The sequence below is a fragment of the Virgibacillus sp. 6R genome, assembly GCF_001895305.1.
GTDB lineage: Bacteria > Bacillota > Bacilli > Bacillales > Amphibacillaceae > Virgibacillus > Virgibacillus pantothenticus.
This window is the reverse complement of sequence record NZ_CP017762.1, coordinates 1,602,195-1,616,927: the sequence shown is the minus strand read 5'-3', so window position 1 is coordinate 1,616,927 and position 14,733 is coordinate 1,602,195. Positions and strand designations below refer to the sequence as shown.

The window sequence follows — 14,733 nt, the reverse complement described above, 5'->3', positions numbered from 1 at the left end:
CCTTTGTTCTTCCCCTGCTAGTTTTTTAAATTCCATTTTCATCACTCCTTTTTAATACAATTTAAAAATGTATAAATAGTTATTGTATTTAGGTTGATAGCACTCCCATTTCAATAAGCATGTCAGACCGATAGTGGGAAAGCAAGCTCTTTTTTGATAAAATAGACAACATGAGTAAAGGAGGAAAGCATGTGGCAAATGAAATCAATCAAGAATTAACGTTATGGGTATCGAAGGAAACAGAAGTAAAAGCACCCATTGTCAATAAAGTAATTGCTTTACTAGAAGATGGAAACACGGTCCCATTTATTGCTCGGTATCGAAAAGAAGCTACTGGTGGGTTAGATGAAGTACAAATTAAATCTGTTCAAGATAAATGGAAATATGCTGTTCATTTAGCAGAGAGAAAAGAAGAGGTGTTACGTAGTATTGCCGATCAAGGCAAGTTAACGGAGGAATTGCAACAGGAAATATTACAGGCTACGCAATTACAACGAGTTGAAGATTTATATCGTCCGTACAAGCAAAAACGTCGGACGAGAGCGACGATTGCCAAAGAAAAAGGGTTGGAACCGTTAGCTGAGCTTGTCTGGCAACAGGAAATCGTAGCGCTTGCTGATGAAGCAGCGAACTATATTTCTGAGGAAAATGAATTACATACCATAGAAGATGTGTTGGCAGGGGTAAATGACATTATTGCCGAGTGGATTGCTGAAGAACCAGCTTTTCGAGAGTATTTGCGTGATGAGACGATGAAACGAGGCACAATTGAGTCGGAAGTAAAAGATCGTGACAAAGATGATAAGCAAGTATATGAAATGTATTATACGTTCCATGAGCAAGTTCGTTCATTAGTACCTCACCGTATCCTTGCGCTTAATCGTGGGGAAAAAGAAGAGGTTCTGAAAGTATCTATTCAACCGCCGACTGAACGGATATTGGAGTTTTTACATCAAAAAATAGTACAGCGTTCTGCTAGTAAACAAGTTGCAGAATTGTTACAACATGCGATTGAAGACAGCTATAAACGTTTGATACAACCCTCGATTGAGCGGGAAATTCGTAGTAGTTTAACGGAAAAAGCGGAGCAGCAGGCAATTGAAGTGTTTTCCAAAAACCTAAAAAGTCTTTTATTGCAACCACCTTTAAAAGGAAAAACAATTCTTGGTGTAGATCCTGCTTTTCGTACAGGTTGTAAGCTGGCTGTAGTCGATGAAACAGGGAAAGTTCACCATGTTGGTGTAATGTATCCGACTGCACCGAAAAAAGATACGGCAGGCACGGAAAAAATAGTGCTGGAGTTGATGAAACAATACCCGATTGAATTAGTTGCCATTGGTAATGGAACAGCCTCCAGAGAAACAGAGCAATTTATTTCAGATGTTATTTATAAGCACCAACTGTCCATCCCATATATTATCGTGAACGAGGCTGGGGCTAGTGTGTATTCTGCATCTAAGCTTGCAAGAGAAGAGTTTCCTGATTTACAAGTAGAAGAACGAAGTGCCGTGTCCATAGCTCGTCGAGTGCAGGACCCATTAGCGGAATTAGTTAAAATCGATCCGAAATCGATTGGTGTAGGACAGTACCAGCATGATGTTAGTCAAAAAGCGCTAAATGAATCTTTATCCTTTGTCGTGGAAACAGCGGTTAACCAAGTTGGAGTAAATGTAAACACTGCTTCTTCTTCCCTTTTACAATATGTATCTGGTTTAAGTAAAACAGTTGCCAATAATATCGTAAAGCGGCGTGAAGAAGAAGGGAAGTTTACAAATCGAAAACAATTGAAAAAGATCCCTCGCCTAGGTGCTAAAACATACGAGCAGGGAATTGGGTTTTTGCGGATTATGGACGGAGATCATCCATTAGATCGAACGCCGATACACCCGGAAAGCTATAAGGTAACAGAACAGTTACTGCATATTATCGATTGTTCACTAGAAGATATCGGTTCAGATAAGTTGAAGAAAGCTGTACAATCGATTCATAACAGAGAAGTCGCCGAGCAATTAGAGATAGGTGAGCCGACACTTCATGATATTGTACAAGCATTAGTGAAGCCAGAGCGTGACCCACGTGACGACTTTCCACAACCGATTTTAAAGAAAAATGTTTTATCACTAGAAGATATAGAACCTGGGATGGAATTACAAGGTACTGTCCGAAATGTAGTTGACTTCGGCGTGTTTGTAGACATTGGCGTGAAGCAGGATGGACTTGTTCATATTTCAAAAATGTCTCATTCTTTTGTGAAACATCCAATGGATATCGCTTCAGTAGGGGATGTTGTTACAGTGTGGGTAGATGATATCGATGTTAATAAAGGAAGAATTGCATTATCCATGATTCAGGAAAAATAAGTACATTTTCAGTTGCGTTGTTATCTGATATTTAAGCTGAGTAAAGATCTTGTGTTTGACTAATACGTTTACCAAAAAAAAGCATGGCTGAAATGCCATGCTTTTTTGCTGTATAAGAAACATAAAATGAGATGCTTGGGAATAACGAAATAACCGAATAGTCACGTCCGGATCCATCGCAAGCAACTAGGCGACTTTAGAAATGCGCCCTAAGATAAGGCCTCATCGGTTCGTCGCTAAGGGGAAGGCCGACTAAAAACGGGCTAGCCGCTCAGGCGTCGGCATACCCCTGGTTGCAGGGGCATGATTCCTAAATCTTTAGTTGATTCGTTCCATTCGCTACGTTGCTAAACGGGCGCCCCGCGCCTTTGTTCCACTATAAAAATGTAACCAAGTTGCAGTAGCTTCTGGGTTATGATTTTACACTTTCTGGTATTTGAAGACCAAGTCCTTGCGCAATACGCTCGCCCCACTCAGGATCAGCTTTATAAAAATGACCGATTTGACGGAGCTTAATTTCATCTCTCGTTACTGGTTTCATATGATCCACAAACGCTTGAATGAGTCGATCTTTTTCATCTGCTGACATTAAGCGATATAAATCCCCGGCTTGTGTATAATGGTCATCACTATCATAAGGTACACTATCTGCCTCACCGTAAACATCAAATGGTTTTATTTTTGCTGTTGGATCTTCAACTGGTCCATTCACACTATTTGGTTCATAGTTTGGTTTGTCTCCACCATTGCCATTAACTGCCATGAACCCGTCTCTTTGATAATTATTTACTTCTACTTTTGGACGATTGACGGGAATTTGGTGATGGTTTACACCAAGGCGATAGCGGTGTGCATCAGAATAAGCAAATAGACGTCCTTGCAACATCTTATCTGGAGAAGCTTCAATTCCAGGTACGAATTGCCCAGGAGAGAAAGCCGCCTGCTCAACTTCAGCAAAATAATTTTCAGGATTTCGATTTAATACCATTCGTCCGACTTCAATACGAGGATAATCTTTCTTAGACCATACTTTCGTTACATCGAAGGGATCCCACTTGTATGTTTTTGCATCTTCATAAGGCATAATTTGGACATATAATTTCCAAGCAGGGTAGTCCTTATTTTCAATTGCATTGTGTAAGTCTTCAATATGATAATCCGGGTTTTCGCCTGCAACTTTTTCTGCTAGAGAAGCTTCAAGTCCTTTGACACCCTGTTCACTAATAAAATGATACTTCACCCAGAATGCCTCTCCGCCTTTATTAACCCACTTAAATGTATGACTCCCATACCCATTCATATGTCTGAACGTGGCAGGAATTCCACGATCACCGTGTAGGTACGTGATTTGATGAAGTGATTCAGGTGATAGTGACCAGAAATCCCAGACCATATCTTTATCTTTTAAATGCGTTTTAGGATTCCGTTTTTGTGTATGAATAAAGTCAGGAAATTTAATTGCATCTCTTATGAAAAAGATAGGTGTGTTATTTCCAACTAAGTCATAATTTCCTTCATTTGTATAAAATTTAACTGCAAAGCCACGTGGGTCACGGACAGTATCAGCCGAACCGAGTTCCCCTGCAACGGTAGAAAAACGAATAAACATATCTGTGCGTTTACCTGCTTCACTAAGGAAATCAGCTTTCGTGTAATTAGCAATTTCGTCGTTTGTAACTTCGAAATATCCATATGCACCAGTTCCTTTGGCGTGAACAATACGTTCAGGAATCCTTTCTCTATTAAAATGAGCCAGCTTTTCTAGTAAGTGAAAATCTTGTATTAAAGTTGGACCATGCTGTCCAGCTGTGATGGAATTTTGGTTGTCAGCGACGGGAGCGCCTGCTGCAGTTGTCATCCTATTTCTTTTATTCAAACTAATTCCTCCCCTTAAGTAAAATTAAATGATACTTATATTATAATACAAATTAAACAAAAATCAATATTTAATTAAAATCATTATAAATAATTTGCGGATGTTGATTACGTGCAAAAATATGTGTATGATAATGTTGTGAAAAAAGGAGGGGGTTTTTCAAATGCCGCTAATAAGTGATAAAGAACTCCATCATTGGGTAAATGATATATCCTTAACTTACTTTAACAAGCCGTTCATGCATAAGGTAATATTTAATGATCGACTAAGGACAACAGGTGGGAGATATATTCCTGTTAAAAAGATTATTGAATTAAATCCAAGATATTTGGAAGAAGCAGGAGAAGCAGAGTTTATAGGAATTATTAAACATGAACTTTGTCATTACCATCTTCATATTGAAGGAAAAGGGTATAAGCATCAAGATAAATCATTTAAAGAATTAATGCGTGCAACTAATTCTCCTAGATATTGCACTCCGTTACCTTCTCAGCAAAGACATAAGTATACATATATTTGCGAGTCATGTAATCAAACGTTTAAACGACAGAGGAAGGTGGATATAAAAAAGTACAGATGTGGTAAGTGTAAAGGAAAGCTATTCTTATTATAGAGACGACAGGGGGCAAAGACTTATATACGTGAAATACAAAATAAATAAGAGAAAGTAGAATAATCTATTGACGATTTTTGTCATTCATGGTAAATTAAATAAGCTGTCAATTACATATTAGTTGCAACAAGAAAAATTTCCTACAATAAAATGGTTTTAACCTATTGACATTTATCGAAAATTATTGTACTATATTTCTCGTTGCTATTCTTGATTAAAAAAATTCCACAGTAGCTCAGTGGTAGAGCAATCGGCTGTTAACCGATCGGTCGTAGGTTCGAATCCTACCTGTGGAGCCATACTTGGAGAAGTACTCAAGTGGCTGAAGAGGCGCCCCTGCTAAGGGTGTAGGTCGCGTAAGCGGCGCGAGGGTTCAAATCCCTCCTTCTCCGCCATTTCGTGGCCCGTTGGTCAAGCGGTTAAGACACCGCCCTTTCACGGCGGTAACACGGGTTCGAATCCCGTACGGGTCATTTTAAAAAAATGAATAGGTCGGGTCCGGTAGTTCAGTTGGTTAGAATGCCTGCCTGTCACGCAGGAGGTCGCGGGTTCGAGTCCCGTCCGGACCGCCATTGTTGGGCTATAGCCAAGCGGTAAGGCATCGGGTTTTGATCCCGTGTATCCTAGGTTCGAATCCTAGTAGCCCAGCCATTTTTTGATTCTTAAAACGTACAAGTCGCGAGTAATGATAGAAATGGAAGTTACTTGCATCTTTCACCAAGGATCAGGTTATACAAGCTATTATAAGAACTTAAAATGTTTGAATGATAAATAGGAGCCATTAGCTCAGTCGGTAGAGCATCTGACTTTTAATCAGAGGGTCGGAGGTTCGAATCCTCCATGGCTCACCATTAACAATACTGCATTGCGGGTGTGGCGGAATTGGCAGACGCGCTAGACTTAGGATCTAGTGTCTTCGGACGTGGGGGTTCAACTCCCTCCACCCGCATAATTACAGATAGATAACAATAGCTTTATTTAAAAGAAGTCACGAATGATAAATTTTTAGCGAGATTCCAATGATTATTCTCATTAATAATATCAAGACTTTTAGATAAAGCTGTGAAACACAAACACAGCCTTTTATTTTTTACTTTTTTAAGTCGCGGTCGTGGCGGAATGGCAGACGCGCTAGGTTGAGGGCCTAGTGGGTGAATAACCCGTGGAGGTTCAAGTCCTCTCGACCGCATTTCAAATCAGCTATATTGTTCATTAGCGCCCGTAGCTCAATTGGATAGAGCGTTTGACTACGGATCAAAAGGTTAGGGGTTCGACTCCTCTCGGGCGCGCCATTATACGGGAAGTAGCTCAGCTTGGTAGAGCACATGGTTTGGGACCATGGGGTCGCAGGTTCAAATCCTGTCTTCCCGACCATCGGATAGTTTTATAAGCGGGTGTAGTTTAATGGTAAAACCTCAGCCTTCCAAGCTGATGACGAGGGTTCGATTCCCTTCACCCGCTCCATATATGATTTATGGGCCTGTAGCTCAGTTGGTTAGAGCGCACGCCTGATAAGCGTGAGGTCGGTGGTTCAAGTCCACTCAGGCCCATTTGCTGAAACAGCAAATGAAGTTGCAACAACGTAAGCAGTTTGTTTTGATGAAATAGTTTATAATAAATTTCTTCGAAAAAGTTGTTGACATTCTCTTTTGAGGATGGTATGATATAAAAGTTGCTTCATTAAAAGCAATTAACAAATTTGCTCTTTGAAAACTGAACAAAACAACCAGTATGTCAAGAAAAGCAATCTCTGTTTTTCTTTTAAAAAATCGACCGAGAGCAATCTCGGAAGAAGCTAAGAATGATGAAGAACGGTGTTCATCATCACAAACTTTTATGGCAAATGAGTAACACGTTACTTATTTGCACAAGTGCAACTTCGCTTTTGTAAACACCAAAAGTGAGTTTTCTATGGAGAGTTTGATCTTGGCTCAGGACGAACGCTGGCGGCGTGCCTAATACATGCAAGTCGAGCGCGGGAAGCAAGCAGATCTCCTTCGGGGGTGACGCTTGTGGAACGAGCGGCGGACGGGTGAGTAACACGTGGGCAACCTACCTGTAAGACTGGGATAACTCCGGGAAACCGGGGCTAATACCGGATGATACATATCGTCGCATGACGAGATGTTGAAAGGCGGCATATGCTGTCACTTACAGATGGGCCCGCGGCGCATTAGCTAGTTGGTGAGATAAAAGCTCACCAAGGCGACGATGCGTAGCCGACCTGAGAGGGTGATCGGCCACACTGGGACTGAGACACGGCCCAGACTCCTACGGGAGGCAGCAGTAGGGAATCTTCCGCAATGGACGAAAGTCTGACGGAGCAACGCCGCGTGAGTGATGAAGGTTTTCGGATCGTAAAACTCTGTTGTTAGGGAAGAACAAGTGCCATTCGAATAGGTTGGCACCTTGACGGTACCTAACCAGAAAGCCCCGGCTAACTACGTGCCAGCAGCCGCGGTAATACGTAGGGGGCAAGCGTTGTCCGGAATTATTGGGCGTAAAGCGCGCGCAGGCGGTCCTTTAAGTCTGATGTGAAAGCCCACGGCTTAACCGTGGAGGGCCATTGGAAACTGGGGGACTTGAGTACAGAAGAGGAGAGTGGAATTCCACGTGTAGCGGTGAAATGCGTAGAGATGTGGAGGAACACCAGTGGCGAAGGCGACTCTCTGGTCTGTAACTGACGCTGAGGTGCGAAAGCGTGGGTAGCGAACAGGATTAGATACCCTGGTAGTCCACGCCGTAAACGATGAGTGCTAGGTGTTAGGGGGTTTCCGCCCCTTAGTGCTGAAGTTAACGCATTAAGCACTCCGCCTGGGGAGTACGGCCGCAAGGCTGAAACTCAAAAGAATTGACGGGGACCCGCACAAGCGGTGGAGCATGTGGTTTAATTCGAAGCAACGCGAAGAACCTTACCAGGTCTTGACATCCTCTGACGCCCCTAGAGATAGGGAGTTCCCTTCGGGGACAGAGTGACAGGTGGTGCATGGTTGTCGTCAGCTCGTGTCGTGAGATGTTGGGTTAAGTCCCGCAACGAGCGCAACCCTTGATCTTAGTTGCCAGCATTTAGTTGGGCACTCTAAGGTGACTGCCGGTGACAAACCGGAGGAAGGTGGGGATGACGTCAAATCATCATGCCCCTTATGACCTGGGCTACACACGTGCTACAATGGATGGAACAAAGGGCAGCGAAGCCGCGAGGCCAAGCAAATCCCATAAAACCATTCTCAGTTCGGATTGCAGGCTGCAACTCGCCTGCATGAAGCCGGAATCGCTAGTAATCGCGGATCAGCATGCCGCGGTGAATACGTTCCCGGGTCTTGTACACACCGCCCGTCACACCACGAGAGTTGGTAACACCCGAAGTCGGTGAGGTAACCTTTTGGAGCCAGCCGCCGAAGGTGGGACCAATGATTGGGGTGAAGTCGTAACAAGGTAGCCGTATCGGAAGGTGCGGCTGGATCACCTCCTTTCTAAGGAATAGATAGGAAGCTTTGGCGTTGTTTGAACGTTGAAGCTAGACTATGCGGAAGACATACTTGGTTGTTTGGTTCAGTTTTGAGAGAGTAAATTATACCTCTCAAGGATAAAAGGATTTTCTGTTAAAATCCGTCACGTCCTGTGACGAACACAGAAGTCACGACATCCTGTAGAAACTTTGTACCTTGAAAACTAAATAAGAGTAACAACGACATCAAACTAAAAGCGGAAGCGAATGTGTAGCGATGTACAGACTGGACTGACTCGAAGGAGATAAAGGAACACGGTGAACGCAAGTGAATCGATGTTGACTTATCGTATGGAGAGGAAGGAAGTCATGCTATTGCTATGAGCTGAAGCTAGAAAACCAAAAGCTGAAAAGTAATATGCTTATTCATAAATAGAAAGTTAGTTAAGTGAATAAGGGCGCACGGTGGATGCCTTGGCACTAGGAGCCGAAGAAGGACGGGACTAACACCGATATGTCCCGGGGAGTCGTAAGTAGACGTCGATCCGGGAATTTCCGAATGGGGGAACCCACTGCTCGTAATGGAGTAGTACTTTTATCTGAATTCATAGGATAGAAGAGGCATACCCGGGGAACTGAAACATCTCAGTACCCGGAGGAAGAGAAAGCAAATGCGATTTCCCAAGTAGCGGCGAGCGAAACGGAAACAGCCCAAACCAGAAGGCTTGCCTTCTGGGGTTGTAGGACACTCCATAGGAGTTATCAAGAGATTCTTTAGATGAAGCGATCTGGAAAGATCCGCCAAAGAAGGTAACAGCCCTGTAATCGAAAAGGAATCTCCTCCGGAGTGTATCCTGAGTACGGCGGAACACGAGGAATTCCGTCGGAATCCGGGAGGACCATCTCCCAAGGCTAAATACTCCCTAGTGACCGATAGTGAACCAGTACCGTGAGGGAAAGGTGAAAAGCACCCCGGGAGGGGAGTGAAAGAGAACCTGAAACCGTGTGCCTACAAGTAGTCGAAGCCCGTTAATGGGTGACGGCGTACCTTTTGTAGAATGGACCGGCGAGTTACGATCGTATGCAAGGTTAAGTGGAAGACACGGAGCCGCAGCGAAAGCGAGTCTGAATAGGGCGATATAGTATGCGGTCGTAGACCCGAAACCGTGTGATCTACCCATGTCCAGGGTGAAGGTCAGGTAACACTGACTGGAGGCCCGAACCCACGTATGTTGAAAAATGCGGGGATGAGGTGTGGGTAGGGGTGAAATGCCAATCGAACACGGAGATAGCTGGTTCTCTCCGAAATAGCTTTAGGGCTAGCCTCAAGGAAAGAGTACTGGAGGTAGAGCACTGATTGAACTAGGGGCCCTCATCGGGTTACCGAATTCAGTCAAACTCCGAATGCCAGCTACTTATCCTTGGGAGTCAGACTATGGGTGATAAGGTTCATAGTCGAAAGGGAAACAGCCCAGACCGCCAGCTAAGGTCCCAAAGTATACGTTAAGTGGAAAAGGATGTGGAGTTGCCCAGACAACCAGGATGTTGGCTTAGAAGCAGCCACCATTTAAAGAGTGCGTAATAGCTCACTGGTCGAGTGACTCTGCGCCGAAAATGTACCGGGGCTAAACGTATCACCGAAGCTGCGGATTGTTCTACGAACAATGGTAGGAGAGCGTTCAAAGTGCAGTGAAGTCAGATCGTGAGGACTGGTGGAGCGCTTTGAAGTGAGAATGCCGGTATGAGTAGCGAAAAAAGAGTGAGAATCTCTTTCACCGAATGCCTAAGGTTTCCTGAGGAAGGCTCGTCCTCTCAGGGTTAGTCGGGACCTAAGCCGAGGCCGAAAGGCGTAGGCGATGGACAACAGGTAGATATTCCTGTACCACCTCATGAACGTTTGAACGATGGGGGGACGCAGTAGGATAAGGAATGCGCACGGATGGATGTGTGCGCCCAAGCAGTGAGAAAGTCGGATAGGCAAATCCGTCCGATAATTTCAAGCTGTGACGGGGAGGGAAATAGAGTACCGAAGTTCCGGATTTCACACTGCCAAGAAAAGCCTCTAGTAAGTTCATAGGTGCCCGTACCGCAAACCGACACAGGTAGGCGAGGAGAGAATCCTAAGGTGAGCGGGAGAACTCTCGTTAAGGAACTCGGCAAAATGACCCCGTAACTTCGGGAGAAGGGGTGCTCCTTTAAGGAGGAGCCGCAGTGAATAGGCCCAAGCGACTGTTTAGCAAAAACACAGGTCTCTGCGAAGCCGAAAGGCGAAGTATAGGGGCTGACACCTGCCCGGTGCTGGAAGGTTAAGGGGAAACGTTAGTGCTTCGGCACGAAGCGTAGAACCGAAGCCCCAGTAAACGGCGGCCGTAACTATAACGGTCCTAAGGTAGCGAAATTCCTTGTCGGGTAAGTTCCGACCCGCACGAAAGGTGCAACGACTTGGGCACTGTCTCAACGAGAGACCCGGTGAAATTATACTATGCGTGAAGATGCGCATTACCCGCGACAGGACGGAAAGACCCCGTGGAGCTTTACTGTAGCCTGATATTGAATGTTGGTACAGCTTGTACAGGATAGGTGGGAGCCATCGAAGCGTGAGCGCTAGCTTACGTGGAGGCAACCGTGGGATACCACCCTGGCTGTACGAACCTTCTAACCCAGGGCCGTGATCCGGTCCGGAGACAGTGTCAGGCGGGCAGTTTGACTGGGGCGGTCGCCTCCCAAAAGGTAACGGAGGCGCCCAAAGGTTCCCTCAGAATGGTTGGAAATCATTCGCAGAGTGTAAAGGCAGAAGGGAGCTTGACTGCGAGACCTACAAGTCGAGCAGGGACGAAAGTCGGGCTTAGTGATCCGGTGGTTCCGCATGGAAGGGCCATCGCTCAACGGATAAAAGCTACCCCGGGGATAACAGGCTTATCTCCCCCAAGAGTTCACATCGACGGGGAGGTTTGGCACCTCGATGTCGGCTCATCGCATCCTGGGGCTGTAGTCGGTCCCAAGGGTTGGGCTGTTCGCCCATTAAAGCGGTACGCGAGCTGGGTTCAGAACGTCGTGAGACAGTTCGGTCCCTATCCGTCGTGGGCGCAGGAGGTTTGAGAGGAGCTGTCCTTAGTACGAGAGGACCGGGATGGACACACCGCTGGTGTACCAGTTGTTCCGCCAGGAGCATAGCTGGGTAGCTACGTGTGGCAGGGATAAGTGCTGAAAGCATCTAAGCATGAAGCCCCCCTCAAGATGAGACTTCCCATCACTAAAAGTGAGTAAGATCCCTCAGAGATGATGAGGTTGATAGGTCCGAGGTGGAAGCGTGGTGACACGTGTAGCTGACGGATACTAATCGATCGAGGACTTAACTAACCATTTTGGAAGATGAATCGTTGGATGATCTCTTATTTAGTTTTCGAGGTATAAATCAGGAATCGATTTTTTTCAACAAAAATCTTGATTTTTTCTCAAAAACGCTTATAATAAGATTTGTGCTTATTTTTTAGCACAACATAACAAATAGCAACTTTGCCTGGTAGTAATGGCGGAGAGGTCACACCTGTTCCCATGCCGAACACAGAAGTTAAGCTCTCCAGCGCCGATGGTAGTTGGGGCTTTGCCCCTGCAAGAGTAGGACGCCGCCAGGCAATAATTATCTTTTATAAGTAAAATATTTTTCATATCGCGGGGTGGAGCAGTCTGGTAGCTCGTTGGGCTCATAACCCAAAGGTCGTAGGTTCAAATCCTGCCCCCGCAACCAAATTTTTATTTGCTTTAATATATCTTAAACATAACTTGTTCAACAGATCACATAATAGTTGAACAAATTTATTTTTTGGTCCGGTAGTTCAGTTGGTTAGAATGCCTGCCTGTCACGCAGGAGGTCGCGGGTTCGAGTCCCGTCCGGACCGCCAGATAAATTGAATTTAACACACATGGTTTTAGTTTACAAAATCATGTGTTTTTTTATTTGCTTTAAAATATTATCCAGATGTGATGAACATAAATGCTGCAATCCTCTAAACTACTATAAAGTATGAAAGTGAATTACATTCATATAGAATATAATTCATATGCTCATACATACCGTTCACTTTATGTTGCAAATACTAGTGATAGTAAAGAACGCCTCATGGAAAAAACAACTTTTAAAACTTTCGCCAAATAAAGTATTCTTTTCATCGTAGTAAATGATATCTTTTCACGATAAATCCAGTATTTCCTTTTCCTTTTTTCAACAATTTTTGCTATCATAAATATAGTTATGTATGAAATTTGGTGATGGATAGTGGATGAATTTACGTTTATAGATACGATCAAGCAAAATTCTTATAGACAATCTTCATTAATAAAAGGCATTGGTGACGATGCAGCTGTGTTTCGTCAAAATACAATGGATATCGTTACTGCGGTGGATACGTTTGTAGAAGGTATCCATTTTCGAAAAGACACGATGTCAGCTTTCCATATTGGTTATCGTGCTTTGGCAGCAAATATTAGTGACCTAGCAGCTATGGGATCACAGCCAGCGTTTTATTTAGCTTCTATTGTTATTCCTCGTCATTGGTCTAGCCAGGAAGTGCAACATATTTTTCAAGGAATGAAAGAGATAGCAACACACTATAGTATGGATCTAATTGGTGGAGACACAGTATCTGGGAATGAACTCGTTTTATCAATCACAGTCATGGGCTATGTAGCCAAAGAACAAGTCCGTTACAGGGGTCATGCAGAGATTGACGATGTTGTATTTGTCACAGGGACCTTAGGCGATTCACAAGCTGGTTACCATATTTTGACCAATAAAATGGAATATAAGGATGCTGCTTATTTTATTGAACGTCATCGTATGCCAACACCCCGTGTTGCCTTTGCAGCTTGCATACCTGGAAATATTCGTGTAGCGTTAAATGATGTGAGTGACGGGATAGCGAATGAAGCAGCAGAAATTGCTACAGCTTCGAAGGTAAGTATTCAACTGCATGATGAAGCAATTCCAGTGCATGATAGTTTTTCCCAGTTTTCCAAGGAAGACCAACAGCAATGGAAGTATTTTGGTGGAGAAGATTTTGAGTTAATCGGGACAGTTGCCCCAAAAAATTGGGAAATATTAGTGGCGCTTGCTAAGCAATTAAATTTGCCGCTAACACAGATAGGTAAGGTGTTTTTTGAAGCCAATCATAATTATGTTTATATACAAAAAGGAAATCATCAGTTGGAAAGATTACTTAAACAAGGATATAATCATTTAAAGTAGGTGTACGGTTTGCAAATGTATGAGATAACAACAAATACAGAGGATACGACAATTCATTTAGGGGAAAATTTGGCTATGTTGTTAAATCCGGGAGATGTCGTTACACTAGAAGGTGATCTTGGTACTGGAAAAACCACCTTTACAAAGGGAATAGCCGCAGGGCTTGGAGTGAAACGAAATGTATCGAGTCCCACATTTACGATAATTAAGGAGTATGAAGGAGAAATACCTTTTTATCATATGGATGTGTACCGCTTGGAAAATAGTGAAGAAGATATAGGTTTTGATGAGTACTTTAATGGTGAAGGTATTACAGTTGTGGAATGGCCGCAGTTTATCGGTTCTTTTTTACCAGAAAAGTATTTGGAAGTTAAACTCACCGCTATTGATGAAAAGTCGCGGAAAATTACATTTATCCCACATGGAAGTCATTTCGAGTGGGTAGTAGAGCAATTAAAAAGCTAATTCGACATATGAGGAGTTATTTACATGAATATACTTGCAATGGATACATCTAATCAAGTATTAGCTGTTGCCATTCAACGGGATAATAAAGTGGTAGGTGAAATAGTTACCAATTTAGCGAAAAATCACTCCGTACGTTTAATGCCTGCAATTGATCAACTAATGAAAGAAGTTAATATGAAACCTGAACAATTGGAAAAAATAATTGTTGCAAAAGGTCCGGGTTCCTATACAGGGGTTCGAATCGGATTGGCTACCGCTAAATCCATGGCCTGGGCATTAAACATACCTGTTATTGGTGTTTCAAGCTTGGAAGTACTGGCATATCAAGGGCGCTTTTTTAATGGTGTCATCTGCCCTTTTTTTGATGCGAGAAGAGGATTAGTGTATACAGGATGTTATCGCTGGGATAATAATACGATGAAACTTATCCGGAAAGAAGAAAATTTTGCTATGGATGATTTGCTTGAGGAACTTAGCAGTTTGAATCAACCAGTATTATTTTTAAGTCCAGACATAGCGATTCATCAAGAGCAGATTAAGGCAGTACTGGACGATTTAGCAGTCATCCCTGAGGAACCAGACCATTTGCTTCGAGGAGTGCACTTAATTGCTGCAGCAAAAGGAAAACAACCAGAGCTAACACATACACTTCGTCCAAATTATCTTCGCTTAGCAGAAGCAGAGGCTAAATGGTTGGAAAAAAATAAAGGTTGTTAGCATAGT

The 14,733-nt window shown here is 43.6% G+C and carries 6 protein-coding genes, 14 tRNA genes and 3 rRNA genes; 22 read left to right on the top strand and 1 reads right to left on the bottom strand.

The features are described 5' to 3' along the window. Positions 1 to 191 precede the first annotated feature (191 nt). On the top strand, positions 192 to 2,360 hold the full coding sequence (locus BKP57_RS07385; protein WP_399479090.1) for a Tex family protein: 2,169 nt from the start codon (positions 192 to 194) through the stop codon (positions 2,358 to 2,360). A 412-nt stretch (positions 2,361 to 2,772) separates the two neighbouring features. On the opposite strand, the gene BKP57_RS07380 is transcribed toward BKP57_RS07385, so the two are convergent. Beyond that, the gene (locus BKP57_RS07380) at positions 2,773 to 4,218 is read right to left on the bottom strand and encodes a catalase (protein ID WP_050351181.1); all 1,446 of its coding nucleotides are present in this window, start codon (positions 4,216 to 4,218) and stop codon (positions 2,773 to 2,775) included. Positions 4,219 to 4,399: 181 nt separating this feature from the next. Here BKP57_RS07380 and BKP57_RS07375 point away from each other — a divergent pair, with 181 nt between their 5' ends. The 21 genes from BKP57_RS07375 (at position 4,400) to tsaB (ending at position 14,727) form a co-directional block, all read left to right on the top strand. After that, complete coding sequence (locus BKP57_RS07375) at positions 4,400 to 4,849, top strand: SprT family protein (protein WP_050351145.1); 450 nt, start codon at positions 4,400 to 4,402, stop codon at positions 4,847 to 4,849. 224 nt (positions 4,850 to 5,073) lie between these two features. After that, positions 5,074 to 5,148 (top strand) — tRNA-Asn (locus BKP57_RS07370). A 5-nt stretch (positions 5,149 to 5,153) separates the two neighbouring features. Beyond that, positions 5,154 to 5,244, top strand: a tRNA-Ser gene (locus BKP57_RS07365). A gap of 6 nt (positions 5,245 to 5,250) precedes the next feature. Beyond that, positions 5,251 to 5,322, top strand: a tRNA-Glu gene (locus BKP57_RS07360). A gap of 22 nt (positions 5,323 to 5,344) precedes the next feature. After that, a tRNA-Asp gene (locus BKP57_RS07355) sits at positions 5,345 to 5,421 on the top strand. A 4-nt stretch (positions 5,422 to 5,425) separates the two neighbouring features. Next, positions 5,426 to 5,500: transfer RNA gene (locus BKP57_RS07350), tRNA-Gln, on the top strand. 124 nt (positions 5,501 to 5,624) lie between these two features. Then, a tRNA-Lys gene (locus BKP57_RS07345) sits at positions 5,625 to 5,700 on the top strand. A 16-nt stretch (positions 5,701 to 5,716) separates the two neighbouring features. Then, positions 5,717 to 5,798: transfer RNA gene (locus tag BKP57_RS07340), tRNA-Leu, on the top strand. Between the two features lie 156 nt (positions 5,799 to 5,954). Further along, a tRNA-Leu gene (locus BKP57_RS07335) sits at positions 5,955 to 6,038 on the top strand. Between the two features lie 26 nt (positions 6,039 to 6,064). Then, a tRNA-Arg gene (locus BKP57_RS07330) sits at positions 6,065 to 6,141 on the top strand. A 5-nt stretch (positions 6,142 to 6,146) separates the two neighbouring features. Continuing rightward, positions 6,147 to 6,223: transfer RNA gene (locus tag BKP57_RS07325), tRNA-Pro, on the top strand. A gap of 16 nt (positions 6,224 to 6,239) precedes the next feature. Next, positions 6,240 to 6,313, top strand: a tRNA-Gly gene (locus tag BKP57_RS07320). Positions 6,314 to 6,325: 12 nt separating this feature from the next. Continuing rightward, positions 6,326 to 6,399: transfer RNA gene (locus BKP57_RS07315), tRNA-Ile, on the top strand. A gap of 358 nt (positions 6,400 to 6,757) precedes the next feature. Then, positions 6,758 to 8,322 (top strand): 16S ribosomal RNA (locus tag BKP57_RS07310). 417 nt (positions 8,323 to 8,739) lie between these two features. Further along, positions 8,740 to 11,657, top strand: a 23S ribosomal RNA gene (locus BKP57_RS07305). Between the two features lie 159 nt (positions 11,658 to 11,816). Next, positions 11,817 to 11,932 (top strand): 5S ribosomal RNA (rrf, locus tag BKP57_RS07300). The 16S, 23S and 5S rRNA genes sit together here with 14 tRNA genes alongside, the layout of an rRNA operon. A gap of 36 nt (positions 11,933 to 11,968) precedes the next feature. Then, positions 11,969 to 12,045 (top strand) — tRNA-Met (locus BKP57_RS07295). A gap of 77 nt (positions 12,046 to 12,122) precedes the next feature. Then, positions 12,123 to 12,199 (top strand) — tRNA-Asp (locus tag BKP57_RS07290). A gap of 374 nt (positions 12,200 to 12,573) precedes the next feature. Further along, positions 12,574 to 13,542, top strand: coding sequence for a thiamine-phosphate kinase (thiL, locus tag BKP57_RS07285; protein WP_050353574.1), 969 nt, complete (start codon positions 12,574 to 12,576; stop codon positions 13,540 to 13,542). A 15-nt stretch (positions 13,543 to 13,557) separates the two neighbouring features. Next, positions 13,558 to 14,007, top strand: a complete 450-nt coding sequence (gene tsaE / locus BKP57_RS07280) for a tRNA (adenosine(37)-N6)-threonylcarbamoyltransferase complex ATPase subunit type 1 TsaE (protein ID WP_050353575.1) — start codon at positions 13,558 to 13,560, stop codon at positions 14,005 to 14,007. A gap of 24 nt (positions 14,008 to 14,031) precedes the next feature. Beyond that, positions 14,032 to 14,727 carry a tRNA (adenosine(37)-N6)-threonylcarbamoyltransferase complex dimerization subunit type 1 TsaB gene (tsaB, locus tag BKP57_RS07275; protein ID WP_050353576.1) on the top strand — a complete coding sequence of 232 codons (696 nt, stop codon included), beginning with the start codon at positions 14,032 to 14,034 and terminating at the stop codon, positions 14,725 to 14,727. Positions 14,728 to 14,733 lie beyond the last annotated feature (6 nt).